This window comes from Cupriavidus respiraculi (assembly GCF_914271545.1).
Taxonomy (GTDB): domain Bacteria; phylum Pseudomonadota; class Gammaproteobacteria; order Burkholderiales; family Burkholderiaceae; genus Cupriavidus; species Cupriavidus respiraculi.
Map to the genome: position 1 here is coordinate 316,626 of NZ_CAJZAH010000001.1, position 26,154 is coordinate 342,779.

25 protein-coding genes are annotated in these 26,154 nt (G+C 68.0%); 12 read left to right on the plus strand and 13 right to left on the minus strand.

Annotated features, from left to right (window positions below; genetic code table 11):
* Window positions 1-119: 119 nt before the first annotated feature.
* Window positions 120-1,460, minus strand: a complete 1,341-nt coding sequence (locus tag LDO27_RS01345) for an ATP-binding protein (protein WP_224039182.1) — start codon at window positions 1,458-1,460, stop codon at window positions 120-122.
* Window positions 1,457-2,125, minus strand: a complete 669-nt coding sequence (locus LDO27_RS01350) for a response regulator transcription factor (RefSeq protein WP_224039183.1) — start codon at window positions 2,123-2,125, stop codon at window positions 1,457-1,459. The genes LDO27_RS01345 and LDO27_RS01350 overlap by 4 nt, the downstream gene beginning before the upstream one ends.
* A 208-nt stretch (window positions 2,126-2,333) precedes the next feature.
* Between LDO27_RS01350 and LDO27_RS01355 the strand changes: the two genes are divergently transcribed.
* From LDO27_RS01355 to LDO27_RS01375, 5 genes are all read left to right on the plus strand, one after another.
* Complete coding sequence (locus LDO27_RS01355; RefSeq protein WP_224039184.1) at window positions 2,334-3,098, plus strand: MipA/OmpV family protein; 765 nt, start codon at window positions 2,334-2,336, stop codon at window positions 3,096-3,098.
* A gap of 71 nt (window positions 3,099-3,169) precedes the next feature.
* Complete coding sequence (locus LDO27_RS01360; protein ID WP_224039185.1) at window positions 3,170-3,376, plus strand: hypothetical protein; 207 nt, start codon at window positions 3,170-3,172, stop codon at window positions 3,374-3,376.
* A gap of 224 nt (window positions 3,377-3,600) precedes the next feature.
* Window positions 3,601-5,367, plus strand: coding sequence for a putative bifunctional diguanylate cyclase/phosphodiesterase (locus LDO27_RS01365; protein WP_224039186.1), 1,767 nt, complete (start codon window positions 3,601-3,603; stop codon window positions 5,365-5,367).
* Window positions 5,368-5,375: 8 nt separating this feature from the next.
* Entirely contained in the window at window positions 5,376-6,827 is a 1,452-nt protein-coding gene (locus LDO27_RS01370; protein ID WP_224039187.1) for an HDOD domain-containing protein, read from the plus strand.
* Window positions 6,828-6,980: 153 nt separating this feature from the next.
* A complete protein-coding gene (locus LDO27_RS01375) occupies window positions 6,981-7,121 on the plus strand; it encodes a hypothetical protein (protein ID WP_224039188.1) in 141 nt (46 codons plus the stop codon).
* Between the two features lie 91 nt (window positions 7,122-7,212).
* Here LDO27_RS01375 and LDO27_RS01380 read toward each other — a convergent pair whose 3' ends face one another.
* Window positions 7,213-8,202, minus strand: coding sequence for a tripartite tricarboxylate transporter substrate binding protein (locus LDO27_RS01380; RefSeq protein ID WP_224039190.1), 990 nt, complete (start codon window positions 8,200-8,202; stop codon window positions 7,213-7,215).
* Between the two features lie 156 nt (window positions 8,203-8,358).
* The gene (locus LDO27_RS01385; protein WP_377747438.1) at window positions 8,359-8,694 is read right to left on the minus strand and encodes a YnfA family protein; all 336 of its coding nucleotides are present in this window, start codon (window positions 8,692-8,694) and stop codon (window positions 8,359-8,361) included.
* 309 nt (window positions 8,695-9,003) lie between these two features.
* On the opposite strand from LDO27_RS01385, the gene LDO27_RS01390 reads away from it, so the two are divergent.
* Entirely contained in the window at window positions 9,004-9,828 is an 825-nt protein-coding gene (locus LDO27_RS01390; protein ID WP_224039192.1) for an alpha/beta fold hydrolase, read from the plus strand.
* A 48-nt stretch (window positions 9,829-9,876) separates the two neighbouring features.
* Here the strand turns inward: LDO27_RS01390 and LDO27_RS01395 are convergent, their stop codons facing one another.
* The 3 genes from LDO27_RS01395 to LDO27_RS01405 form a co-directional block, all read right to left on the minus strand.
* The gene (locus LDO27_RS01395; RefSeq protein WP_224039193.1) at window positions 9,877-10,188 is read right to left on the minus strand and encodes a hypothetical protein; all 312 of its coding nucleotides are present in this window, start codon (window positions 10,186-10,188) and stop codon (window positions 9,877-9,879) included.
* A 114-nt stretch (window positions 10,189-10,302) separates the two neighbouring features.
* Window positions 10,303-10,722, minus strand: coding sequence for a cupin domain-containing protein (locus LDO27_RS01400; RefSeq protein ID WP_222205711.1), 420 nt, complete (start codon window positions 10,720-10,722; stop codon window positions 10,303-10,305).
* Window positions 10,723-10,772: 50 nt separating this feature from the next.
* Window positions 10,773-11,540, minus strand: a complete 768-nt coding sequence (locus tag LDO27_RS01405; protein ID WP_224039195.1) for an SDR family oxidoreductase — start codon at window positions 11,538-11,540, stop codon at window positions 10,773-10,775.
* Window positions 11,541-11,995: 455 nt separating this feature from the next.
* On the opposite strand from LDO27_RS01405, the gene LDO27_RS01410 reads away from it, so the two are divergent.
* Window positions 11,996-12,925 (plus strand): SDR family NAD(P)-dependent oxidoreductase, encoded by a 930-nt coding sequence (locus tag LDO27_RS01410; protein ID WP_224039197.1) that lies wholly within the window; start codon window positions 11,996-11,998, stop codon window positions 12,923-12,925.
* Here LDO27_RS01410 and LDO27_RS01415 read toward each other — a convergent pair.
* Together LDO27_RS01415 and LDO27_RS01420 are read right to left on the minus strand one after the other, a co-directional pair.
* Complete coding sequence (locus LDO27_RS01415; protein WP_224039199.1) at window positions 12,922-13,857, minus strand: helix-turn-helix domain-containing protein; 936 nt, start codon at window positions 13,855-13,857, stop codon at window positions 12,922-12,924. The two genes, LDO27_RS01410 and LDO27_RS01415, sit on opposite strands and share 4 nt — an antisense overlap.
* A gap of 186 nt (window positions 13,858-14,043) precedes the next feature.
* Window positions 14,044-14,982, minus strand: a complete 939-nt coding sequence (locus LDO27_RS01420) for a LysR family transcriptional regulator (protein WP_224039200.1) — start codon at window positions 14,980-14,982, stop codon at window positions 14,044-14,046.
* 111 nt (window positions 14,983-15,093) lie between these two features.
* Here LDO27_RS01420 and LDO27_RS01425 point away from each other — a divergent pair, with 111 nt between their 5' ends.
* Window positions 15,094-15,630: a YybH family protein gene (locus LDO27_RS01425; RefSeq protein WP_224039202.1), complete on the plus strand. Its 537-nt coding sequence runs from the start codon at window positions 15,094-15,096 to the stop codon at window positions 15,628-15,630.
* Window positions 15,631-15,671: 41 nt separating this feature from the next.
* Here LDO27_RS01425 and LDO27_RS01430 read toward each other — a convergent pair whose 3' ends face one another.
* Both LDO27_RS01430 and LDO27_RS01435 read right to left on the minus strand, forming a co-directional pair.
* Window positions 15,672-16,274 carry a hypothetical protein gene (locus tag LDO27_RS01430; protein ID WP_224039204.1) on the minus strand — a complete coding sequence of 201 codons (603 nt, stop codon included), beginning with the start codon at window positions 16,272-16,274 and terminating at the stop codon, window positions 15,672-15,674.
* Window positions 16,275-16,475: 201 nt separating this feature from the next.
* Window positions 16,476-17,354 carry a LysR substrate-binding domain-containing protein gene (locus LDO27_RS01435; RefSeq protein WP_224040755.1) on the minus strand — a complete coding sequence of 293 codons (879 nt, stop codon included), beginning with the start codon at window positions 17,352-17,354 and terminating at the stop codon, window positions 16,476-16,478.
* A 202-nt stretch (window positions 17,355-17,556) separates the two neighbouring features.
* Between LDO27_RS01435 and LDO27_RS01440 the strand changes: the two genes are divergently transcribed.
* Complete coding sequence (locus LDO27_RS01440; RefSeq protein WP_224039205.1) at window positions 17,557-21,153, plus strand: indolepyruvate ferredoxin oxidoreductase family protein; 3,597 nt, start codon at window positions 17,557-17,559, stop codon at window positions 21,151-21,153.
* A 13-nt stretch (window positions 21,154-21,166) separates the two neighbouring features.
* Here LDO27_RS01440 and nhaR read toward each other — a convergent pair whose 3' ends face one another.
* Window positions 21,167-22,096 (minus strand): transcriptional activator NhaR, encoded by a 930-nt coding sequence (gene nhaR, locus LDO27_RS01445; protein WP_224039207.1) that lies wholly within the window; start codon window positions 22,094-22,096, stop codon window positions 21,167-21,169.
* 195 nt (window positions 22,097-22,291) lie between these two features.
* On the opposite strand from nhaR, the gene LDO27_RS01450 reads away from it, so the two are divergent.
* The 3 genes from LDO27_RS01450 (at window position 22,292) to LDO27_RS01460 (ending at window position 25,104) form a co-directional block, all read left to right on the plus strand.
* Complete coding sequence (locus tag LDO27_RS01450) at window positions 22,292-22,798, plus strand: universal stress protein (protein ID WP_224039209.1); 507 nt, start codon at window positions 22,292-22,294, stop codon at window positions 22,796-22,798.
* Window positions 22,799-22,922: 124 nt separating this feature from the next.
* On the plus strand, window positions 22,923-23,894 hold the full coding sequence (locus LDO27_RS01455; protein ID WP_222205750.1) for a TerC family protein: 972 nt from the start codon (window positions 22,923-22,925) through the stop codon (window positions 23,892-23,894).
* Window positions 23,895-24,081: 187 nt separating this feature from the next.
* The gene (locus tag LDO27_RS01460) at window positions 24,082-25,104 is read left to right on the plus strand and encodes a LysR family transcriptional regulator (protein WP_224039212.1); all 1,023 of its coding nucleotides are present in this window, start codon (window positions 24,082-24,084) and stop codon (window positions 25,102-25,104) included.
* 27 nt (window positions 25,105-25,131) lie between these two features.
* Here the strand turns inward: LDO27_RS01460 and LDO27_RS01465 are convergent, their stop codons facing one another.
* A complete protein-coding gene (locus LDO27_RS01465; protein WP_224039214.1) occupies window positions 25,132-26,127 on the minus strand; it encodes a Bug family tripartite tricarboxylate transporter substrate binding protein in 996 nt (331 codons plus the stop codon).
* Window positions 26,128-26,154 lie beyond the last annotated feature (27 nt).

A 26,154-nucleotide genomic window follows, 5' to 3' on the forward strand; every position in this document is an offset into this window, starting at 1 on the left:
CGACCAGGGCCCTGTCCCTGCCGCCCTGGTCGCCGGGGGTGAAAGGACTATATGCGACGGGATTGCGCGATTCCAGGAAAGCGGGGGCTGCGCCAAGGCGCGCCCCTGGGCCGGGGGCGTCAGAATGTCACGGTAACGCCTACGCCGGCGCCATCGAGGCCAGGGCCCCAGTCCAGCCGCGCCCCATGGCTCGCGGCGATGTGGGCGACCAGCGCCAGACCGATCCCGCTGCCGTTTTCGGGCGTGCCCGGGATGCGGTAAAAGCGGTCGAATACCCGCTCCCGCTCGGCCGGCGCTATGCCGGGGCCATTGTCCTTCACGCTCAGGCGGACCTTGCCGTCCGGCAGCGTGCCGCATGCCACCGCGATGCGGCCGCCCGCGGCGGTGTAGCGCAGCGCGTTGTCCAGCAGGTTGCGCAGCAGTACACCCAGCGCATCGACCTCGCCGCTCACCGACGCAGGCTGCACGTTCAGGCTGATGCGCTGGCGCTTGCGCGCGGCCAGCGCCTCGCTGTCCCGCACGATCATTTCCACCAGCGGCCCCAATTCCACCGGCTGGGCCTGCCTCTCGTCCAGGCGCTGCACGCGTGCGTGGTCCAGCAACTGCTCCACCAGGCGCGCGGTGCGCGCCGCGACGTCGCGCAGCTTCTCCACGGCCTGCTGGCGCACCGGGGGGCTGCCCCCGGTGGCGGCGACCTCGGCGTAGGTGCTCATCGCCGACAGCGGGGTGCGCAGTTCGTGAGCGGCGTCGGCGAGAAACTGCCGCTCGCGCTCGAGCGAGGCGGCAAGGCGCCTGAGCAGGTGGTTGATGGCGCTGATGAACGGCTGGAGTTCACCGGGCATGCCCGCGCGGGGCAGCGGTGTCAGGTCCATGTCCGAGCGGCTCAGGATGGATTCGCGCGCCTGCTCGACGGGTCGGAAGGCACGCCGTATCACCCACCACGTCACGCCGGTGAGAATGACGAAAAGAATGGTCTGGAATTCCAGGCCCGTGCGCATTCTGGCCACCGCATCGTCGTTCAGCTGCTGATGGGATTTGGCGAACTGCACCTGGATCCGGCCATCCCGGTCCGACAGCGCATAGACGCGCCACGTCTTTCCATCGAGCCGGATGTCGTGGAAGCCCTCGCTGAAATCGCCGACCAGCGGCTCGTCGAGCGTACCGGGCGAGCTCAGCAGCAAGCGGCGGTCTTGCAGGGACCAGAACTGGAAGATCTTTTCGAAGCGGGGCGCATCCGCGTCGGGCAGTTCGAAGTGCTCGTCATCCGGGGAAATCCGCGAGTGCAACAGGCTGGTGGGAACGGACAGCAGGGCCTGGCGCGCACTGTCGCGCATCATCGTGTCGAGCAGGCCCGTTTCGGCGCGGCGGATCTCGTTGTAGCGGATCGCGAACGCCGTGGCCCAGGACATGAGCATGGTCAGCAGCAGCGCCATCGCGACCTGTTTGCGCATGGTCTTCATCGGCTGCCATCCATCTCGATGCGGTAGCCCATGCCGTGCACCGTCTCGATCAGCTCGTCGCCGAGCTTGCGCCGCAACTGATGGATGAAGACGGCAACGGTATTGCTCTCGATGGTGCCGCTGCTGCCGTAGACCGCGACCTCGAGCTGATCGCGATTGACGATCTGCCCCACGCGCTGCATCAGCGCCAGCAGCGTGCGGTATTCGTTGGTACTCAGGCTCACTTCGCTGCCCGCGCGGTTGACCACCCGCCGCGCGGGGTCCAGCACCACGTCGCGACAGCGCAGGACGGACACCACGCTGTTGCTGCTGCGGCGGATCACGGCGCGCAGCCTGGCGAGCAGTTCGTCGGACTGGAACGGCTTGACCAGGTAGTCGTCGGCGCCGGCGTCCAGGCCCTGCACGCGGTCGCTGAGGCGGTCGCGCGCGGTGATGATCACCACCGGCGTCGCATCGTAGCTGGTGCGCAGATGCCTGAGCAGGGCAAGGCCGCTGCCATCGGGCAAGCCGAGGTCCAGCAGGACGGCCTGGTAGCCGTGGTCGACCAGGGCAAGGCGCGCCTGCATCATGTCGCGTACCCACTCCACGTGAGTTCCCTCCTGCGCCAGGGCCGTATGGAGTGCGTCGCCCAGCATCGGGTCGTCTTCTACCAGCAATATCCGCAAGGCTGCTCCAATCCCATTTCCGTACGATTCGATTCCGGTTCGCGGTTGATGCGTGGCCATTGCGCGGCCATTGCGCGAACCATTCCTGCACCATTCAGCGGTACCCGAGGGAACACCTTAAAGATTAATTAAAAATCGCTGCGCACAATGCACGCGCTCTCCGGAGCGGCCATTGTCCACAGCGTTTCCAACAATAAAGGAAGTCCCGATGTACCTCGGCATATTAGCAAGAGCGGCACTGGCAGCCGCAGCCTTTTTGGCAATCCATCCGGCCTTTGCGCAGAGCGGAAATTTCGTGGGCCTCGGTGTCGGCGCGGTGCCGGTCTACGAAGGCGCGAGCGAATACAAGGCGCTGCCGAGCCCGGTCGTCAATTACCACGCCGGCCCCTTTTTCATCAGCCCGCGCGGCGGTCTTCCCGCCATGGGTCTGAAAACGACGCTGGCGTCGAATCTGGATGCCGGCATCTTCATCGGACTGGGCCGTGGCCGGGATGCCGACGACGCGGACCGCACGCGCGGCCTGGACAATATCGACTTTCACGCGGCCTACGGCGCGTATATCGAATGGACGCCGGGGAAATATTCGCTGGGCGCGGCATATCGCCAGGCGGCCAAGGGCGGCTATGGCGGCACGCTGGAACTGCGCGCGACCTATACCGCCTTCACCAGCGCGAAGCATGCCGTGCGGATCGGCGCGAACACGCAATGGGCCAATGACGACTACATGCAGACCTGGTATGGTGTCACGCCGTCGCAGGCCGCGCGCAGCGAGGCGGGATTGCCCGCCTATTCCGCCTCCGCGGGATTCAAGTCGGCCTCGGTGTTTGCCACATGGGCATATCGCCTCGACCAGAACTGGAGCACGCTGACCACCGTCGGCGTGCTGACGGTGATGGGCGACGCGCGCAGCAGCCCGCTGACGGCGAGGAAGACGAATCCATTCGGCGCCGTGGCCCTGGTCTACAACTTCTGAGCGCGCAACGGGCCGCCCGGCACGAAGCGCTGGGCGGGATCGGTCATCGTGCGTGGATAGGCGCAACGACAATGCTTAGCGCAGAACAATACCGGTCTGCCGTCGAGGAATTCGATCGCCTGTGGGCCGCGGATCGCACGGGCGAATTCCGGGCCCGGATGGACGCGCTGCTGGCCGCCATCGAAAACCATGAGCGCGTCAGGGATGCGTCAGGCGAGCGGGTCGGCGATTTTCAGGGAGCGCGGCATCCCTTATCGGCAGGCGACCGGAAAACTTGACCCCCACTTCAGGGTGGGGTGAAAAGTGTGGGTCCGATGCGACAAAGCGGCTGACCGACATAGCGGTTGCCCGGCATATTAGAATCGTTCCCTCGTTAGCCCGATCGACCGGCATATCTATCCCCCGGGATGGGAAAAAAAGACCAGGGTCGTATCGGCTTTTCACGGACTTTCTGATTGCGCGCCGGCGAGCCATTGCCCCATGGCCCGACGGTGGTTGTTACATGACCTCGTTCACATATGACGCCGTTCTTGCCAACGAAACCGCCGAATGGCCGGCCGTAGCGGCCGACCTGCCTTCGGCGCGGCAGGCATGGGCGCTGCTGGAAGCGTCGGGCGCGCTTGCAATGCAGGTGGGCGCGACGGGGAACATTCTGCAAGCCACGCAGGCCTCGGCCGCGCTGCTGGCTTATCCGCTGGAATATCTGCTGCGCTCCTCGATGCAGGACATCGTCTCGTTCGAGGAGAGAGAGCGCACCGCCGCGCTGTTGCAGTCCTGCGCGCACAAGGGCGAAAGCAGTCACGAGCGCATCCGCTTCGCCTGCGGCATGGTCGGCAGCCGCTGGATCGATGTACGCATGTCCCCGCATGTCACGGACGACGGTACGCCCTGCGTGCTGGTGTTCGGTCACGACGTGACCCAATGGATCGAGAGCGAGCAGCGGCTGGTGGCCCAGTCATTCCGCGATCCGCTGACCGGCATCGGCAACCGCGCGTATATCCGCATGCGCATCGGTGAGCGCCTTGCCGCCGGACTGGCCGGGCAGCCGCCGCTCGCGGTGGCGCTGATGGACCTGGACGGCTTCAAGAAGGTCAACGACTCGCTGGGCCACGAGTTCGGCGATGCGCTGCTCAAGGAGCTCGCCGTCCGGCTAGAGGGCACGATGCGGTCCAGCAACATGGTCGCGCGCCTGGGCGGCGACGAATTCGTGCTGCTGCTCGATGGCGTGACGTCGGAAGAGGATGCGGTTGGCGTGCTCGACCGCATCATCCATGTCTGCCGCCAGCCGTTTCACCTGGCCGGCTGCCAGGTGCGCGTGACCACCAGCGTGGGGCTCGCGTTCGCCACCGGCACCGAGGAATCCGAGTCGCAGCTGCTGCGCCGGGCCGACCTTGCCATGTACGAAGCGAAGGCCCAGGGCAAGAACCGCTTCCACGTCTATTCCCCGCAGCTCGACCACCGCCTGAACGAGCAGTTCCGCATCGAGCAGAGCATGTTCGAGGCCGTGCAGAACGGTGAATTCGTACTGTATTACCAGCCCATCGTGTGGCCCGGCAGCGGCGAGGTGTGCGCCGCCGAGGCGCTGATGCGCTGGGAGAGCCCCAACGGCATGATCGCCCCGGACAAGTTCATCCCGGCCGCCGAGGGCAACGGGCTGATCAAGCATCTGGGCGCGTGGGCGCTGCGCTGCGCGTGCGCACAGCTCGCGCTGTGGGACGCCTCCGGCTTCCAGGTCGGGCATATCTCGGTCAACGTCTCGCCGGTCCAGTTCCAGCATCCGGGCTTTGCGGACAGCGTGCGCCGGGCCATCGAGGACGCAGGCATCAGCGCCCACCGCCTCGTGCTGGAGATCACCGAGGGCGTGCTGATGACCGACCCGAAGACCGCCGAGGCGGTGCTGGTCGAGCTGCGCGCGCTGGGCATCCGCTTCGCGGTGGACGACTTCGGCACCGGGTATTCGAGCCTGGCCTACCTGCGCCGTTTCCCGCTGTCCGCGCTGAAGATCGACCGCAGCTTCGTGTCGGACATGGTCGAGTCGCCGCATGCGCGCACCATCGTCTCGGCGGTGCTGTCGCTGGCGCGCGAACTGGGCCTGGTGGCGATCGCCGAGGGCGTGGAGACCGACGCGCAGCGCGATCTGCTGATGGCGCAGGGCTGCGACCTGGTCCAGGGCTGGCGCTATGCCAGGGCCATGAGCCCGGCACAGTTCGAGGAAGCCGTGCGCGAAGGCCGGCACGTGATCAGCTCCGCGGACGTGTTTACGAAGTGAAGGCAACGATGTCCAGCAAGGCGTTTCTCGAAACCCTGTGGAACCGGATGGCGCAGCAGGGCGATTTCCCCACCCTGCAGTACTCCATCGACAATATTTCGAAGACCCTCAACGGCGACCTGAGCGTCGGCGAGATGGCCACCAGCGTGCTGTCGGATTTCAGCCTGTCGCAAAAGGTGATCCGGCTGGCCAATTCCGCGATGTACCGCTCCTTTGGCGGCGAAGTCACCACGGTGTCGCGCGCCATCCTGGTCCTCGGCGTGGATGCCATCAGCCATCTGACCCTGGGCGTGCAGCTGCTGGACTATTTCCATGGCACCGCGCCCAAGCGGCCCGAGGCCGCCCAGGCGCTGCAGCAGGCCATGATGGCGGGCGAAATCACCCGGGCGCTGAACAACGCCCGCGGCATCAATGATGGCGAGGAAGCCGTCGTCTGCACGCTGATGCACCATATCAGCCGCCTGCTGCTGATCTTCTATTTCCCGCAGGAGTGGGAGCGCGTGGAGGCGCTGCGCGACGGCCAGGGAATGGAGGAGGGGCAGGCCTGCAAGGAGGTGTTCGGCATCTCGCTGGAAGAGGTGGGCGCGGCCGCCGCGGTCAAGTGGCGTCTGCCGGCGTTGATCGCCAAGTCCATGACGCGCACCCGTCCCACCGACGACGCGGAGCTGGAGACGCATGCCGACTGGCTGGGCGCGATGGGCTGGATGTCGTCGCAGGCGGCGGCCTCCGTGCTGCGCGGCGAGCCCGAGGAGGCGATCCAGGAAGCGCTGATGTCCCATGCGGTGAAGCTGGGGCTGGAGGCGGCGGATGTGGAAGGTGCGATCCGGCAGGCGACCTCGCTGAACGCGTCCCTGGCGAACCCACCGTCGGCCCGTGCGGCCGAGCCGGACCAGGCGCCCAGCGCGCAGCCGCGCCAGGACGTCGGCAAGCCCTCCGACGCGGTGAGCCGGCTGAACCAGGCGCTGGTCGAAGTGCGGCGCGAAGGGCCGGATGCGTCGGTGGCGCAGCTCGCGCCGCTGGTGCTCGAATCCGCGATGCGCGCGCTCAATTTCTCGCGCTGCTTCCTGATGCTGCTCAATCCCGCGGCCAAGCGCTTCGGCGCCCGGCTGGGCTTCGGCGAAGGCATGCGCGACAAGCTCGATGCGCTGGCGTTCGAAGAAAGCTTCGTGCCCGACATCTTCCACTTCGCCAGCATCGCGCAGGAGCCGCTGTACTTCGCCGACACCTTCGAGCCGCAGGTGGCGCAACGCGTGCCGCGCTGGTATCGCGAGACGCTGCCCGATGCGCGCTCGGTGCTGCTGGTGCCGGTCAAGGTACGCAACCGGTGCGTCGCGCTGATGTGCGGGGACTGGGGCCCGACGCCTTGTGCCGAGGAGCTGACGGAAGCCGAGATCGAAGCGGTGGACCGGCTCGCGCAGGAGATGTCCAGCGGCTTCATGCGCTCGGCCAGCCAGCGCTGAGGCAGGGCGCCGCGGCGCCACGCCCGTTGTCAACCCTGCATGCCGTTGTCAGGCGTGCATGCGAAACCGGCAACGGCGCCCCGGCAGCGGCGCGTGGCGGTCGGCACGATCCCTGCGTGAAGGCGGGCATCTACACCCCGTGAGTCAGCCCCCATGTCCAAGAACGAGGAATACGGCACCACCGCCGAGTCGGCACGCGCCTCCACGCGCGGCGGGCACCTGATCGCCAAGCCGGCGATCTGGGTGTGCGTGGCCATCGTCATCGTCGGCCTGCTGGTGATGTCCTACTGGTAGCCGGCCCGCCAGCCGGCCCCAACAAAAAAGCCCCCGCACTGGCGGGGGCTGTCCGGACCATCCATGGGGCCGTTGCAGCCCCGCGGCACGATCATTCGGCCGTGATCTTCATCGACTTGATGTCGCGGTCCCAGCGCAGCAGTTCCTCGTTCACGCGGGCCTTGAACTGCGCCGGCGTGCTGCTCTCGGGTTCCACGCCCTGCTGCGCGAACGCTTCCACCAGTTCCGGCTTGGCCAGCGCCTTCTTGATCTCGCGGGCGAGCTGGTCGAGCACCGCCGGATCGGTGCCGCCGGTGGTGAACATGCCGTACCAGCTCGAGAAGTCGTAGCCGGCCACGCCAGCCTCGGCCATGGTCGGCACGTTGGGCAGGGAGGGCACGCGCTTCTTGGTGGTGACGGCCAGGATCTTGGCCTTGCCCGTCTTCAGCGCCGCCATGGCGACCGGCACCGAGGCGAACACCATGTCGACGTTGCCGGCGTACAGATCGTTCATGGCCGGGCCATTGCCCTTGTACGGAATGTGCAGCAGATCGACGCCCGCCAGCTTCTCCATCAGCGCGCCGGAGACGTGCAGCGTGGTGCCATTGCCGGACGACGCATAGGTATAGCCGTCCGGCTTCGCCTTGGCCGCGGCGATCAGCTCCTTCACGTTGTTGAAGGGCAGGCCATTGCGGATCAGCAGCACGTTGGCCGCCTCGGCAACCAGCGAGACCGGCGCCAGGCCGGTGCGCGGGTCGTACGGCATCTTGCGGGTCAGCGCGGGCAGCACGGTCTGCGCGCCGGCGCTGCCCAGCAGCAGCGTGTAGCCATCGGGCGGCGCCTTGGCCACGATATCCGAACCGATCAGGCCGCCGGCGCCGCCGCGGTTCTCCACGACCACCGCCTGGCCCATGCTCTGCTGCAGTTCCTTGCCCAGGATGCGGGCGATGGTGTCGTTGGCCCCGCCGGCCGCGAAGGCCACCACCAGACGGATGGGCTTGGAGGGGTACTTGTCGGCCGCCATGGCCGCGGCGGGCAGGGCGCACAGCGCGGCAAGCGCGATCAGGGTACGGCGGCGAAGGGCGTTTCGGGCAGCGAACACGGCAGAAGTCTCCTTGGGTTGGCGCGATTATAGGGCCGACCCATATAAAGGAAAATTAAGACTTTATTCGGTCAACCGTAACGATTTCTTGTTTGTTGGCTTGCGACTTCGGAGCGGCCAGCCGGCGCCGGTTAGCGGGGCAAGGCGTCAAGGCCCTCACGCCTGCACCCGCCAGCCCATCACGATGACCGCCATGCCGAGAAGCGCGATGGCGGCGCCAGTCCAGTCCCACACGGAGAGCTTCACGCCGTCCACCAGGCGCAGCCACACCAGCGCGGTAAAGACATAGACGCCGCCGTAGGCGGCATAGACGCGGCCGCTGGCGGCCGGATGCAGCGACAACAGCCAGACGAACAGCGCCAGGCTGGCCGCGGCCGGCAGCAGCAGCCAGGCCGAAGCGCCCTTGCGCAGCCACAGGTAGGGCAGGAAGCAGCCGACGATCTCGGCGAGCGCCGTGGCGAAGAACAGGGCAGTGGTTTTCAGCAGCACGATGCGTGTCCGTGGTGAGTGCGTTGTCGCGGCCGGTCCGCGCAATCTCCGGTGTTGCCGGACAAGGATGGTACAGGCCGAACGGGTCCTTGCCCCCGCGCCGCCCAGTGACTAACCTGCAGTCACACCAGATCGGGCGACTGGGGGATAGCGTCGACCCGATCGATTCCAGCCCGAGTTCTCCGTTCGATCCGCTTCGCCCATTGGTTGCCGGCGTGCCGCCGTGTTGCCCGGGGCACCGTCGGCTCCGCGGCTCGCTCGTGCTTTTTCCAAAGCCGGGGATAAAGCCAGCAAGCCGAAAGGAGCAATACCATGGGCATGATCGCTACCAAGGATGGCACCGAGATCTTCTACAAGGATTGGGGGGAAGGGCAGCCGATCGTCTTCCACCACGGGTGGCCGCTGAGCGGCGACGATTGGGACGCGCAGATGCTGTTCTTCCTGGCCAGGGGCTATCGCGTCATCGCCCATGACCGGCGCGGCCACGGTCGCTCGAGCCAGGCGGCGAGCGGCCACGACATGGACCACTATGCCGCCGACGTGGCGGCGATGGTCGAGCATCTGGACCTGCGGGATGCGATCCATATCGGCCATTCGACCGGCGGCGGGGAGGCGACCCGCTATGTCGCCCGCCATGGCAAGGGCCGCGTGGCCAAGCTCGTGCTGATCGGGGCGGTGCCGCCGCTGATGGTAAAGACGCCCGACAATCCGGGCGGACTGCCGGTGGAGGTGTTCGACGGCTTCCGGCAGCAGCTGGCTGCCAATCGCGCCCAGTTCTACCTCGACGTGGCCAGCGGTCCCTTTTATGGCTACAACCGGCCGGGCGCGCAGGCGCAGGACGGCGTCATCCGCAACTGGTGGCGGCAGGGCATGATGGGCGGGGCCAATGCGCACTACCACGGCATCAAGGCATTTTCCGAGACTGACTTCACCGCGGACCTGCAGGCGATCGAGGTGCCGACGCTGGTGATGCATGGCGACGACGACCAGATCGTGCCGATCGCGGACTCGGCGCTGCTGTCGGTGAAGCTGCTCAAGCGGGGCACGCTGAAGGTCTACGAGGGCTTGCCGCACGGCCTGTGCACCACGCATGCCGACATCGTCAACGCGGCCCTGCTGGAATTCGTGCAAGGCTGACCGGCTCGCGGGGCCGGCCGGTGGCCGGCCTCCCGGGATCGGCCTGGCTCAGTGCCAGCGGTGATGGTCGTGGCGATGCTCCCACTGGCGCTCGCGCCAGCCGCGGGCATGGCCGTAGGGCGGGCCGTAGCGTACCGGTGCGGGGCGTACCACCACTGGCGCCGGCACATAGGCGACCGGCGGCGGTGCATAGACCGGCTGGGGCGCGTACACGGGAACCGGCCGGTGGTAGACCGGCGCCGGCGCCACCACCACGCCCGGCACGCCAATGCCCACATCGACATGCACGCCGGCATGCGCTGCCGCGCTGGCCGCAAGCATTGCACCACCGAGCGCCACCGTTGCGAGAATCCGTTTCATGGTCGTCCCCCTGAGACACCGTTGAACATGGCCGCAATGTAGGGCGCGGCGCCGTAATATGGGCGCCGCGAAGTGTTGCAATTGTGACGTCGGATTACGGCGCACCGCCTCCGCTCATCGCTTCAGCGGCGTGGTCAGTTCCTTGTCGTCGGTATCCACCACGAACACCGCGAGCAGCTTGGCCGGCTCCGTCTTGCTGGCGTTGGCGCTGATATCGTGCCGGTCCCCCGGCATCTCGGTGAAGTTCTGCCCCTTGGTGAACGTGCGCACCGGCCCGCCGTTGAGCTGGTTGAGCACCGCGCCTTCCAGCACGGTCGCGTAGATCAGGGCGGATTTCGCGTGGGTGTGCGAGGCATTGACGCCGCCCGGCTCGTATTCCACCAGCACGCCCTTCAGGCTTTTGCCGGGGATATTGGGAATCTCCTGCTGATAGACCATGGTGACCTTGACCCCGACGGTGTGGTCGTGGGTCTGGGCCGAGGCGGCCTGCCAGGGCAGGGCGGCGAACAACAGAGAGGCGAGCAGCTTTTTCATCGGAATCTCCGGCAAGGGCAGGGGTCTGGTCGGTCGTTGCATCCTGGCGCTCAGGCCGAGGCCTTGGCGCGCTGTACCCATTGGGCGAGGTCGGTGCTGCCCTGGCGGGCGCCGGCCAGCGGCACGAGCGAGAACTCCTCGACGCGGCCGCCGAAGTAGAGCGCATCGGCGTCGCGCACGACGGTACGCGGGTCGCCGGTCATGCCCAGGTAGCGGCGCACGAATTCGTCCAGCGGCGCGCGTTCCGGGCCGGCGATCTCGACGATGCCGTTGACCGCGGCGCCGACGGCGACGTCGGCAAGGGCGGCGGCCACATCGTCCGCCGCGATGGGCTGGAACAAGCCGCCCGACAGCCGGACCGTGCCCTCGCTCGTGCCGGCGTCGGCGATGCCGGACAGGAATTCGAAGAACTGCGTTGCGCGGACGATGGTGTAGGGGACGGGGCCGTCCGCGATCAGCGCTTCCTGGGCGACCTTGGCGCGGAAATAACCGTTGTCCGGCATGCGGTCGGTGCCGACGATCGACAGCGCCACGTGGTGCGGGACATTGGCGCGGGCCTCGGCGGCCAGCAGGTTGCGCGTCGAGGTCTCGAAGAACGCGCGCACGGCGTCGGCTTCCCAGGACGGTGCGTTGGTGACATCGAGTACCACGTCCGCCCCGGCCAGCGCCTGGTCCAGACCCTCTCCGGTGATGCTGTTCACGCCGCCGCTGGGCGAGGCCGCGACCACGTCATGGCCGGCGGCGCGCAGCAGGGCGACGGTCTTCGAGCCGATCAGGCCGGTGCCGCCGATGATGACGATCTTGCTGGTTGCGTTCATGTCTGCTTCTCCTTGTTTCCGGTTTGCCTGCGGCGATGCAGGATTGAGATGAATGGTACGGGCGAGAGGCAGGCATCGCCGTTCCCGAATTGGGAACAGTGTTCCGATCTTGCGGAAACAATCGAAGGGAGCGGGGACACCGGGCCGGGCAACACCGCAACACCGCCACACCGCAACACCGCAACACCGCCACACCGCAACACCGCAACACCGCAACACCGCAACACCGCAACACCGCAACACCGCAACACCGCAACACCGCAACACCGCAACACCGCAACACCGCAACACCGCAACACCGCCACACCGCAACACCGCAACACCGCAACACCGCAACACCGCCACACCGCAACACCGCAACTTCGGGACAGTGCCGCAACGCGCGGAAGGCACCGGTTCGCCTGCGGGCCTATAAAGGGCTTCCATCCTTCAAGGCCGCCGGCAGGGCCGCACACATGCCAGACCACAAGATCATTCTCGTCACCGAGGCGCACCGGGGTCTCGGCCGCCTGACCGTGGGCGCTCTGGCCCACGGGGGCCACACCATCTACGCGGCGATCGATCGCAGCCGAGGCGCGAACCGGCGCGAGGCGGACCGCTTTCGTCGCTATGCACGCGAGCATGGCGTGAATATCCGCGTCGTCGATCTGGACCCCATGTCCGATGCCGGGGCGGCGTCCGCGCTGGACCGGGTGGTGGACGCGCAAGGACGCGTGGATGTGGTGGTGCAGAACCCGCAACCCGGACTGTTCGGGCCGGCGGAGGCCTCCACGCCCGCCCAGATCGCGGCCGTCCACGATCGCAGCCTGCTGGGCGCGCAGCGCGTCATGCGGGCCGCGCTGCCGCATATGCGTCGCCGGTCCGCCGGGCTGGTGGTCTGGATGCTCAGCACCGCCTGCGGCGGCGGCGCGGCGCCTTATCTCGGCGTCTACTGCGCGCTCATGGCGGGTCTGGAAGCGATGGCGGTCCAGTACGCCCGGGAAGTCGCGCGCTGGGGTGTCGAGACATCGATCGTGATGCCCGGCGCGTTCGGCGCGGTGGGCAGTCCGCTGGATGCCGATCTTGCGCCCGACGACACGGCGCGGCTGGCGGTCTACGGCTACGGGCAGGCGGGCGACCTGGCGCAGCGCATCCGCGACGGGCGCCGCGCCGTGCTTCCCCGCGATGACATCCCCGGGGCCGCGGCCGGCGCGGTCGCCATGGTCGTGGATACGCCCGCCGGCGAGCGCCCGTTCCGGGTCTGTGCGGACCCGGCACAGGATGGCGCCTCGGTCGTGCTGCCGTTGCTGGACCGGGTGCGGGAGGAAATGCTGCGTCGGCTCGGGCTGGAGGAACTGCTCGTGCCACATCGCGGGGACGCGCCGCCGGACCGGACTTCGTATTAGAGCGCCCGCCGAAACGCCGTAGGGGTGGTGCCGGTGATCTTGCGGAAACTGGAGGCGAAGGAGGACGGAGTCTGGTAGCCGACGGCCAGTCCGACGGTGGTCACCGGCAGGTCGGTGGTCGCCAGCAGGTGGCGCGCATGGCCGATGCGCAGCGCCGTCAGCCATTCATGGGGCGTCTGGCCGGTCGCCAGACGGAAGGCGGTGCAGAAGTGAAAGCGGCTCAGCTGCACCAGACCGGCCAGGTCGTCTAGGCGGATCTCCTGGTCCAGCGCCTCCTGCATATAGCGGGTGACCCGCTTGACCTGCCAGTCGGCCAGCCCCTTGCGCGGCGCCGGCACCGGCAGCGCCGAGCGGGCCGAATGGCCGCGCACGAGCTGGGCGCACAGCAGGTCCAGCGCCTGGTCGGCGAACAGCGAGGAACTGCTGTCGCCGCGCGCCGCTTCCAGGCTCAGGATCTCCAGGATGCGCGCCGCGACCGGATCGTCGAAGCAGATCCGTCCGATCAGCTCCACCGGCTCGTCCTGTCCGTGCAATGCCGCCACCGCGGTGCGCAGCCGTTCGTCCGTCAGGTAGACGTGCGAGACCTCGATCGGCCCCTCCACGTCCCAGCGGCCGTCCTGCCCCTCTGGGATGATGGTGATCGTGCCGGGCCGCGTGCGCGCGCTGGTCCGCTTCGCGCCGATGCGGCAGCTCGAATCCTGTGCGGCACCGTAGTACGTCATGATGACGTGCGTGGTCATGGCCGGCAGTGCGGCGTGGAACTCGCCATGCCGCCAGCGTTGCGTGAGCCGCGTACCGCCGCGCAGCACGTCGGTGGCCAGGGCAGGGGGCTGGTCGAGGATGTCACCGATCGCGCGGGGGGCGTCGCGGACGTCCATCGGTCCGATGGCTCGCGGTTGTGGGGCGTGCTGGCCGGCTGCGGCAGTGGTCATGGGTGACTTTCCTTTGTCCGTCGGACGGCACCGCCGTTTCCGGCCATGGCATGGCGTTTGTGCGCAATGTAGCGGCATATCGCGCGTCGAGCAATGGTGGCCTGGCCCGGCAGAGCGCGGCAGCGCGGATGCCGGCGCAACCGGTGCCGCGCCGGTGCGGGAAGCCATGTTCGGCCACGCAGGCCGCTAAGCCGCCCTGCGTAGTGCGGCAACGAGCCAGGCCACACCGACGTCCATCATGGCCGCCCTGGGCACGACCAGATTCATCCCGAAGCGACCCAGCGCGATCGGTGCCTCCGCGCAGGCGATGCCGAACCTGCGGGCATGCAGCGCCGCGAAGCGGCGTGGCACGGCGCAGGCCAGGTCGCTGTCCGCGAGCACCGCGAGCGCGAACAGGAAGTTGGGTACGGTCAGCGCCACGCGCCGCGCCAGGCCGCGCTGCGCGAGCACGTTGTCGACAAATCCGTGCGGATCGCCGGCATGCGAGACGACGAGATGCGGGAGCCGGCAGTAGTTCTCCAGGGTGGGGGCAGCGAGCCAGGGGTGGCCCTGCCTGAGCGCGATCACGAAGTCCTCCTCGTACAGCGTGTGCCGGAGAAATCGCGCCGGAATCTCGCCGTGCGGAATGATCGCGACGTCCATGGCCTGCGCTTCGAGCTCCACGAGGGCATCGCGCCAGGCCAGCGCCGGGGACGGCTCGCCGTGGCGCGGCAGCAGTTGGCGGATGCCGACGTCGATGGCGGGCGCGGTGTCCCGCAGGGTGGCCAGCAATGGCGGCAGCACGATGGCTGCGGCGGCGTCGGGCGCGCCGATGGTGAAACGGCGGCTCGTGCGCGCCGGATCGAAGGGCGTGGCGCACTGGATGACGCCGCGGATGCGGGCGAGGACATCGCCGATCGGGGCGGCCAGCTCCACCGCGCGGGCCGTCGGCACGACCCCGCGTGGCGTCCGCAGAAACAGCGGATCGCCGAGCAGCGCGCGCAGCCGACGCAGTCCGTGGCTGACGGCGGACGGTGAGACGCTGAGCCTTTCGGCCGCGCGCCCGACGTGGCGTTCCTCCATCACGGTTTCGAACAGCACCAGCAGATTGAGGTCGGCCCGGGATAGGTCCATTTGCTTCAGCATATTGCTGAAATCATATCGCTGGCTTCAGCACCCTGAAAGCGCAGAATCGCGGCATGCCGGCATGGCGCCGGAATCCACCGGGCCAGCGTAGCCGACGAACAGGAGATGCCGATGCCAGCCATCCGTCGCAAGTTCACCCCCCTCGAACGCGAGACCAGCGGGGACCCAGCATCGACCGCGATGCGGCCCCGCGTGCCGCTCGATGCGCCGCTCGATGCCCTGATCCGGCGCACCGGCGCCCAGGCGCGGGCGTTCCAGTCCGGCCGCATGCGGGCCTGGTTCCGCCTGCTGCGGCTGGCAGACGACTTCACGTTGATGCAGCCGTTCGGCGGGCGGGCGAGCCACGGATTCGACGGCAGCCCGGAGCGGCTGGCGCAAATGGCTGTCGACTTCCGGCATGGCGATGCCGCGATCGAGCTCGAGAAGACCTACGTCTGCGGCGATCTCGCCGTGCTCGTATTCGTCGAGCGCCAGCATGGGGAAGTTCATGGACTGCCGTCGCAGGACTGGTCCTTGCGCGTCACGCAAGTCTATCGGCGGCAAGGCGCCGAATGGCGGTTGGCGCATCGCCATGCCGATCCGCTGGTGCGGCGGCGCAGCGTGGAACAGACTGCGCGGCTGGCGCGCGGGGCCGATATGGCCGAATGAACCCGGCGACGGCCGCCATGCGGGAATGCGCGCCAGCCCGCCTACTGATCGCGCTGCAGGTCCGCCAACAGCTTGCGGCGCTCGCCTCGCCGGCGAATCTGCGCGGTATCGATCGTAGCGCTGTGCACGCGCACCCCCGCGCCTTCACGGGATAGCAAGAAGCGGCGGCGTGCGCCCACCGGCAAGTCCTCGGAGCCATAGACGCCGAGCACCGCGATCGTCACTGCCTCCACCTCGTCGAGACGCGCATCGCCTTCGCGCAGCGCCGCGTCCACCAGATGCCTGAAAGACCCGATGTCACGGATGGCGGCGGGCTGGAGCGGACCCTGCCGCGTGCGCTCCAGCGGGCGGGACGAGCCCGGCTCATCGCTCTCGTGCATTTCGGTGGCGGGCCGGATCAGCGTGCCCTTCGGCGTTTCGAGCGTAATGATGACGCTCAGCACGTACACCGGTCCGGCGCTCATGTTGGTCAGGAAGCAGCGCGCCGCCAGCCCGTCTCCGGGGCCGCGGGTGATGAGCAGCGTCGCCCCGAGCTGGCGGCGGTAGCTGCTGACGAATACGTGCAGGTAGACGATCCAGACGAGCAGGGTGCCGAACCCCGTCAGCGCGGAGATCAGTGCGCTGTGTTCGGTAATCCATTGCAAAAGCGGCTCCTCGGGCAGGCAATCGGGAAGGTTCGACCCGCCATCCGGGCGCAAGGTCCCGCCGCGGGTCGGCAAACTGGCGGCGATCTGGCCAGCCGGCCATATCGCCGCAAGATCCGTTCCTCGCGGGCGATTCGCCGCGTTGCCCGCGCAAGGCGCGACGCTGCCTTTGCAGTGCGCTGAGTCCGGACAGCTAGCCGCCTAGCGGCTGCACGCGTAGATCAGGAAGTCCCGCAGCGCCGTCGCCGACGGCGACAGCTCTCCGCCTTTCTTCCACAGGATGCCGACTTCCATGTCCGGGGCGGGTATGGCCAGCGGCCGCGCCTCGATCTCCTTGCCTTCGAGCGACCACGGTCGGAACACCATGTCCGACAGCACGGTCACGCCGAAGCCGTGCGCGACCAGCCCGCGCAGCGCCTCCATGGAAGTGGTGCGGAACGCGATATCGGGCGCCAGCCGCTTTGCCTGCCAGTAGCGCATCGTCGATTCCTCGCCCTCGTCCACGGTCAGCAGGATGTAGGGATAGCGGGCGATCTGCTTGAGCGTGGGCGCGCCGCCTTCGAGCAGCGGATGGCCGGGCGCGGCCCACAGCTGCCGCCGGGAGCGGATCAGCGAACGATGGGCGAACCTGCCGGGGTCGGGGACGTTGGACAGCAGCACGATGCCGAGCTCGATGTCGCCGGACAGCACGCGCGCCTCCACCTCGGGCCGCGTGAGGTCGTGCAGCGCCAGCTCGATATGGGGATAGCTGTTGCGAAAGCGCGCCAGCAGGCCGGGCAGGAAGTAGCCCAGCACGGTATAGCTCGCCGCGATCTTCACGGTGCCTTCCAGCGTATCGAGCCGCACGCGGGGCTGCCGCAGGGCATCGTCCACCGACTCCAGGATGCGCGTGACGTGCTGATACAGGTGATTGCCCTCCGCCGTCAGCGCAACGCCGTGCGGCAGCCGGTCGAACAGCCTGACGCCCAGCAGTTGCTCGAGCGCCATCACGGCATTGGTGATCGCGGACTGCGAGACGTGTTCTTCCGTCGCCGCCATGGAGAACTGCCCCGTCGCGGCGGCTGAGCGGAAGTAGCGCATCTGGCGCAGCGTGATTTCCTTTGCTGCCGGGAAGACGCCTTCGACACCGGACTTGCGTCTGCCTGGGGACCGCTTGTCACTGGTGGCCATGGCTATGTGTAAAACGGATACCTGTTGTCCGAAAGTGTGATTTTACGATACGGGGCACGCTCTCTACACTGGGCCGATCCCTACGAGAAGCCGCACGGCCAGGAGACTCCCCGTGAACAGTCCGCTTACCCCAGAATCCCGGCAGGCCCTTGCCGATGTGCTGGCGTCCACCAGTATCGACGACAAGTACAGCCTGCCGAAGGGCCGCGTGTACATGAGCGGCACCCAGGCCCTGGTGCGGCTGCCGCTGCTGCAGAAGGCGCGCGACGAGGCTGCGGGTTTGAACACGGCGGGCTTCGTGTCGGGCTATCGCGGATCGCCGCTGGGGGCGCTCGACATGGCGCTGTGGAAAGCCAAATCGCATCTGGCGGCCAGCGACGTGGTGTTTCAGCCCGGCGTCAACGAGGACCTGGCCGCTACCGCGGTCTGGGGCACGCAGCAGGTGAACCTGTTTCCCAAGGCCACACGCGACGGCGTGTTCTCGATGTGGTACGGCAAAGGGCCCGGCGTGGATCGCTCGATGGACGTGCTCAAGCACGGCAACGCGGCGGGCTCCGCCGCGCATGGCGGCGTACTGGTGCTGGCGGGCGACGACCATGCCGCGAAGTCCTCGTCCGTGGCGCACCAGTCCGAGCACGTGCTGCTCGCCGCAGGCATCCCGGTGCTGTACCCGTCCACTGTCCAGGAATATCTCGACTACGGCCTGCATGGGTGGGCGATGAGCCGGTACTCCGGCCTGTGGGTCGCCATGAAGTGCGTCACCGACATCGTGGAATCCACCTCCTCGGTGGAGATCGACCCGGAGCGGGTACAAGTGCGCCTGCCCGAAGACTTCGCGATGCCGCCCGAGGGATTGAACATCCGCTGGCCCGACTCGCCGCTGGCGCAGGAAGCCCGGCTGCTGGACCACAAGTTCTACGCGGCCCTGGCCTACGTGCGGGCCAACAAGCTCAACCGCATCGTGCTGGATTCGGACAAGGCCCGCTTCGGCATCATGGCGGCCGGCAAGGCGTACCTCGACGTGCGGCAGGCGCTGCTGGACCTGGGGCTTGACGACGACACTTGCAGGAGCATCGGCCTGCGGCTGTTCAAGGTCGGCTGCGTCTGGCCGCTGGACGCCCAGGATGCACGGGAGTTCGCCACCGGGCTGGAGGAAATCCTCGTCGTCGAGGAAAAGCGCCAGATCCTCGAATACGCGCTCAAGGAAGAGCTCTACAACTGGCGCGAGGACGTGCGGCCCCGCATCTTCGGCAAGTTCGACGAGCGGGGCAACCAGGGCGGCGAATGGTCGGTTCCGCAGGGCCAGTGGCTGCTGCCCGCCCACTATGAGCTTTCGCCGGCGCTGATCGCCAAGGCGATCGCCCGGCGGCTGGAGACCTTCACGCTGCCGGACGACGTGCGCGCGCGCATCGCTGCGCGCGTTGCGCTGATCCAGGCGAAGGAGCGCGAGCTCGCCAGGCCGCGCGTGGCCGTGGAGCGCAAGCCGTGGTTCTGCTCGGGCTGCCCGCACAACACGTCGACGCGGGTGCCGGAAGGATCGCGGGCATTGGCCGGCATCGGCTGCCACTACATGGCCATGTGGATGGACCGCAATACCGATACGTTCAGCCAGATGGGCGGGGAAGGGGTGGCCTGGATCGGCCAGACGCCGTTCACCGACGAGCAGCATGTGTTCGTCAACCTCGGTGACGGCACCTATTTCCACTCGGGCCTGCTCGCCATCCGTGCGGCGGTCGCGGCCAGCGTCAATATCACCTACAAGATCCTCTTCAACGATGCGGTGGCCATGACGGGCGGCCAGCCCGTGGACGGCGTGCTGACCGTGCCGCAGATCACGCATCAGGTCCGCGCCGAAGGCGTGCGCGAGATCGTCATCGTGACCGACGAGCCGGACAAGTACGGCAAGCAGGACGGGCTGGCGCCGGGCGTCACGGTGTATCACCGCGACGCGCTGGACGAGGTACAGAAGCGCCTGCGCACCGTCGAAGGGGTCACCATCCTGGTTTACGACCAGACCTGCGCCACCGAAAAGCGGCGCCGGCGCAAGCAGGGCAAGTATCCCGATCCGGCACGTCGTGCCTTTATCAATGACGCCGTGTGCGAAGGCTGCGGCGATTGTTCGGTGAAGTCCAACTGCCTGTCGGTCGAGCCGCTGGAGACGCCGCTGGGCACCAAGCGCGCGATCAACCAGTCGTCCTGCAACAAGGACTTCTCGTGCGTGAACGGCTTCTGCCCGAGCTTCGTGACGGCCGAGGGCGCGCAACTGCGCAAGCCCGCGGCGGCGGCCGATTCGTCCGGCGGGGGCGGCGTGGCAGAGATCCCGTTGCCGCAGACCATCGCGCTGGAAGGCACGTACGGGATTCTGGTCACCGGCATTGGCGGCACGGGCGTCGTGACCATCGGCGGACTGCTCGGCATGGCCGCTCATCTCGAACGCAAGGGCGTCACGGTGCTGGACATGGCGGGGCTCGCGCAGAAGGGCGGAGCGGTGCTCAGCCACGTGCAGATCGCCCCCACGCCGGACGACCTGCACGCCACCCGCATCGCGACCGGGGAGGCCAGGCTCGTCATCGGCTGCGATGCGATCGTGTCGGCCTCGGCTGAGGCGCTGTCCAAGGTGCAGTGCGGCCGTACCGCGGCCGCGATCAACAGCGCCAGCACGCCAACGGCGGAATTCCTCGCGAACCCCAAATGGACGTTCCCCGGCGCATCCGCCGAGAACGACATCCGCGCCGGCGTCGGCGAGCGCTGCGCGTTCATCGACGCCAACGCGTGGGCCGTGACGCTGCTCGGCGATGCCATCTACGCCAACCCGCTGCTGCTGGGTTATGCCTGGCAGCAAGGCTGGGTTCCGCTGTCGCTGGACAGCCTGATGCGCGCCATCGAGCTGAACGCGGTGGCGGTCGAACGCAACAAGCGGGCGTTCCACTGGGGGCGCGCGCTCGTTCACCATGGCGAGGACGCGGTGCGTTCCATGGTGGGCGCACCTGGCGGAAAAGCCACGATCGTCGCCATGCCCCAGACGCTGGACGGCATCATCCGCCGCCGGGAAGAGCTGCTGACCGGCTACCAGGACGCAGCCTATGCACGGCGCTATGCCGATGCGGTCGCCCGGGTGCGCACGCTGGAGGACAGGCTCGGCCCGGACCGCAAGCGCCCGCTGACCGAAGCCGTGGCGAAGAATCTGGCGAAACTGATGGCGTACAAGGACGAGTACGAGGTGGCCCGGCTCTATGCCGACCCCGCGTTCACCGACAAGCTGCGCGCACAGTTCGAAGGCGAGCCCGGGCGGGACTACCAGCTGCACTTCTGGCTGGCGCCGCCCAGCCTCGGCGGGCAGGGCGAAGGGCAGCCCAGAAAGAAGCGGTTCGGCCCCAACACCATGCTGCTGTTCAGGCTGCTCGCGAAGTGCAGGCGGCTGCGCGGCACCCGCCTCGATCCGTTTGGCCGGACCGAGGAGCGTCGTGCCGAGCGGCAGCTGGTCGAGGACTATTTCGCGCTGCTGGATGAATTCGCCGGCACGCTGACCGCCGCACGGCTGCCGCTGGCGATCGAGCTGGCGAGCCTGCCCGACGACATCCGCGGCTACGGCCACATCAAGGAAGCCGCGATGCGCAAGGCGGCCGGGCGGCGCGAGGCGCTGCTGCGCCAGTACCGGTCGGCGCCCGCGGTCTTGCCGCAGGGGCGGGTCGCGAACGGGGCGGCCTAGCTCGGAAACGCGTTCAGGCGGCGGTCCGCCTTGGGCGCCGCCGCAGGGAGGCGCCAAACAGTTCCTTGCGCGCCGCCTCGGTGATCGCGGTCACGCAAGGATGCGTGATGCGGCGCTCCACCGAGATCGCGAAGAACTCCTCCTCCACGTCCGGCGTGGCGCCGAGCGCGCGCACGCCGTTCTGCTTCTCGATGTCCCGCTCCAGCACCGTGGGGCCGACGAAGATGCCCAGGCCGCGCCGGCCGAGCTCCTTGGCCAGCGCGCTGTCGTCGCATTCGGCAACGACGCGGGGATGCAGCGCATGCGCCTGCAGCCAGTTGCGCAGGCGCTTGCCGACGGCCGATTCCTGCGCCGGCATGACCATCGGCGCACCGTCGAGGCAGGCGGGAAATCGTCCGCCGTACGTGTCGAGCAGCGCCGGTGCCGCGAAGAAACTCACGCCGCAGCTGCCCAGGCGGTGGTTGAAGGCCGACACGCTGACGTCGGAGGGAATCGGCGCGTCGGCAATGACCAGGTCCAACCGGTGCAGCGCCAGCTCGCCGAGCAGCATATCCAGCTTCCACTCCCGGCAGACGATGCGGACCGGCTCGGGCAGTTGCGAGGCGGGCTCGATCAGCCGGCAGGCGATGGTCTTGGGCACCGCGTCCGCCACGCCGACGCGAAATTCCAGCAGCTTGCCGCGGCGCGGGTGTTCCCGCACGGCCTCCTCCAGCTCGGCGCCGATCGAGAAGATCGCCTCGGCGTAGCCGAGCACCATGCGGCCCGCGTCCGTGAGCGCCAGATTGCGCCCGCTTTTCTCGAACAGCGCCACCCCCAGCGCGTCCTCGAACGACTGGATCTGGCCGCTGATCGTCTGCGGGGCCACGTGCAGGCGTTCGCTGGCGCGCAGCACGCCACCGAGCTTGGCCACCTGGAAGAAGTAGTGCAGATGCTTGTAGTTCATGGCGTGCGTCTTCTCGCTGTCGTCTTGTCGTGTCAGCCGGCCGTTTCCGGCGTCTGTTCGGTTTTTTCTGATAATGGTATCCGAACAATCTGCTTTTCGCGGAACGTGCATGGCCCTAGATTGCATGCATGTCCTGCCGCCGCATAGCCTGCGGCGGCCGTGGTGGTCGACAGCCATTTTCCTGGAGAAACCGGCATGGCAACGCTCCTTCTGCCCTGCGACGGCTCGCCCAGCGCCCTGCTGGCGGTGCGGCACGCCGTCGACGAGTTCCAGCGCGGCGACGCGCAGCGGGTACATCTGCTCAACGTGCAGCCGCCGTTCTCGCACTACGTCGCGCGCCATGTCGGCCGCCAGGTGCGCGCCGAATTCCAGCGCGAGCGCGCGGACGAGGAGCTCGCCGAGGCCCGGCGGCTGCTGGACCAGGCAGGCATGCCGTATGTCGCGCATCGCGAGGTCGGGGACAAGGCGCAGTGCATCGCCGAGGCCGCGCGGCGGCTGCGTTGCGATCGCGTGCTGATCGGTACCGCGCGCAAGAGCGCGCTGGTGCGCGCGGTCGAACATTCGCTGACGAACCAGCTGCTCGACTGCTGCACCGTACCGGTCGAGGTGATCGGCGGCCCGCCGGCCGGCATCATCGAACGCATCGGCATCCCCGCCGGCGTGGGGGCCGGCGTGGCACTGGTCTGGGCCAGCGCGTCCTGAACGATGGCGGGATGCCGGGATGCCGGCATCCCGTACACACCCGCCCGCGGCCACTTTCCGGCAGGGCCGCAAAGGCACGCAAGCTCGCTGGAAGAACGACCCTTTCCCATCTCCACTTTCGACCATGATCGTTGATACCTTCGCCACCGGCCCGATGTGGGCCGGCTTCATCGTCTTCGTCATCGCGATGCTCGCACTGGACCTGTTCGTCTTCGGCGGCAACAAGGCGCACCGCGTCTCCGTCAAGGAGGCGGGCAGCTGGGTCGCGGCGTGGGTCAGCATGGCATTCGGCTTCGCGGCGCTGCTATGGTGGTATCTCGACATGAGCGCCGGCCGTGAGGTCGCCAACAGCAAGGCGCTGGAGTTCATCACCGGCTATCTGATCGAGCAGTCGCTGTCGGTCGACAACATGTTCGTCTTCGTGATGATCTTCAGCTATTTCGCCGTGCCGCCGGAGCTGCAGCGGCGGGTGCTGCTGTACGGCGTGCTCGGCGCTATCATCATGCGCGCCGGCATGATCCTGGCGGGCGTGTGGCTGGTGCAGGAGTTCGCCTGGATCCTCTACCTGTTCGGCGCCTTCCTGATCGTGACCGGCATCAAGATGCTGATCTTCGCGGACCACCAGCCGGACCTGGCGAAGAATCCGCTGCTGCGCTGGCTGCGCAGCCACATGCGCATCACGCCCGATTTCCACCACGAGAAGTTCTTCGTGCGCATCGACGGCGTGCGCTGGGCCACGCCGATGTTCCTGGTGCTGATGATGATCGAGGCGAGCGACCTGGTGTTCGCGGTCGACAGCATCCCCGCGATCTTCGCGGTGACGACCGATCCGTTCATTGTCTTCACCTCGAACATCTTCGCCATCATGGGGCTGCGGGCGCTGTACTTCCTGCTGGCCGACATGGCCGGGCGCTTCCACCTGCTCAAGTATGGCCTGGCGCTGGTGCTGGTCTTTATCGGCGGCAAGATGCTGGCGGCGCCGTGGTTCCACATGCCGGTGCAGTGGTCGCTGCTCGTCGTGGGCTCGGTGATCCTGGTCTCGGTACTGCTCAGCCTCATGGTGACCGCGCGCAAGCTCGACCGCAGAACGACATGACGGGCGCCTGGCCCCCGGCGCTGCCCTCGCGCGGGAGATCACGGCCGCCGTCCGGGGGCTGGCTTGCCAGAGCCGCGCACGGGTAGAATCCCGCCACCAAGCACCTTGGCGTCTCTCGCCAGATCGTGCGGCCATCGCGTGCATGCGGCATGCGGCATGCGATGGCATCGTCAGTCCGCCATCTCCCATGGTTCTATCGCCACATGACCTGGCGGCCATCGCTTCGGTGGCCGTTGGGGCTGCCGGTGCAACGGAGCCGATGATGCGGCGCCAGCCCAATGCCTTATTCCTTCCCGAATGGAGCACCGTGCGACTGGAAGACCTGAACTACTTTGTCGCGGTGGCGCAGGCCGGCCAGGTCGCGCGCGCTTCCGAAATGGTGGGCCAGAGCCAGCCAGCGCTGACCAAGGGCATCCAGCGCCTGGAAGGGGAACTCGGCATCCGGCTGTTCGAGCGGTCGTCCCGCGGCATGGAGCTCACGAGCGCGGGCAGCGCATTTCTGGAGCGCATCCTTCATGTGCGAGGAGCCCTGCACGATGCGATCCGCGAAGCCAACGATCTGCATCTGGGCAAACTGGGCGTCGTGCGCGTCGGGGTGCCATCGTCGCTGGTGGGCTCGCTGTTCTCGGATGCCTTCGCGGAACTGATCCGGCAGCGGCCGGCGGCGCGGGTGCAGGTGACCATCGAACTCAACGATCCGCTGCTGTCCGCCCTGCGGCATGGCGAACTGGATCTGTGCATCGCCACCTTGCCGCGCAAGCGCGAGGCGGATCTTCAGCAGATTGCGCTGTTCGACAACGAGATGGTGGTGGTGGCGCGGGACCAGCATCCGCTGCACTCCCGCGCCGCGTTGCGGTTGTCCGATCTGGCCGCCTGCTCGTGGCTGCTGCCGAACGAGAACGTGATTGGCCGGCGGCTGGTGGATGCCTGCTTCGCGGAGGCCGGCCTTGCTCCGCCCGTGGTGGCGCTGGAAACCAATTCCTCGGCCGAGGGCTTGATGGCGGTCATTCGCAAGACCGACCTGCTGACCGTCATTGGCCGCCGCACGCTGACGCAGTCCGCGCGCGGCCTGCGCGCGCTGGAGGTGCCCAACCTGCGATGGCCCCGCACCGTCGGCGTCCTCCGGCGCAAGGGCGGCTACCAATCGCCGCTGGCCGAGCGGCTGACCGAAATCCTCGTCAAGCGCACGGCCCCGTACCGGGAAGCCTGACTGGCTTCCGGCTTGCGGTCGCTCCCGTCAGTCGCCGTAAATGCCGGCCCGCCGCACGAGCCGGCCCCAGGCCGCCGCTTCGCGCTGCAACTGGCGCTGAATGTCCGCGGGCGCCATCGGCTTCCACGCCGACCACACCTCTTCGCGCTTGCGCGTCCAGTGGGGCATGGCGCCGACCTTGTCGGTGGCCCGGTTCAGGGTGTCGATGATGGCGCCGGGCGTGCCGCTGCGGACCATGAAGCCCGTCCAGCCGGTGCGTTCGTAGCCCTCGAATCCGAGTTCCGCGAAGGTCGGAACGCCAGGCAGGTGCGGCGAGCGGTCCGTTCCCGTGATCGCGAGAATCCGCACCTGCTCCTTGGCGAGCAGGGGCCGCAGGTTGACGACATCGAGCATCATGAACGAGATCTGGCCGCGCAACAGGTCCAGCAGGGCGGGTCCTCCGGCCTTGTACGGAATATGGGCCGCTTCGAATCCGAAGTCGCCGGTCAACTGGAAGCCGTACAGATGGGGCACCGTGCCGTTGCCCAGGGACGCGTAGTTCAGTGCGCCCCCCTGGCGCCGGGCCCAGTCGATCCAATGCGCGAACGTGCGGCTCGGATTGGACGCGGGGATCGCCAGGCCGATGGGCGCGCCGCCGGTCATCGCGACCGGGGTGAAGTCCTGCAGCGGCCGATAGGGCAGCTTGCGGAAATAGCTGGGCGTGATGGTGAAGTTCGCATTGGCCAGCAGCACGTCATGGCCTTCTGGCGGGGACAGCAGCACGGACTGCGCCGCGATCTGGCCGGCGGCGCCCAGTTTGTTCTCCACCACCATCGGGACGTTGCCCAGCTCCGCGGACAGCGACTTCAGGTACTCGCGCAATTGCAGGTCCACCGGATCGCCGGCGCCGGATGCGGTCACGAAGCGGATCGGGCGGGACGGCCACTGCGCGGCGAAGCCAAGGCGGGCCATGGCCAGGCCGAGGGCGCCGCCGCCGGCCTGCGAGAGGAAGCGGCGCCGGGCCGCTGGGTCTTTGGATGTCATTGCTGCGCTCGTCAGAGTGTTTCGGGA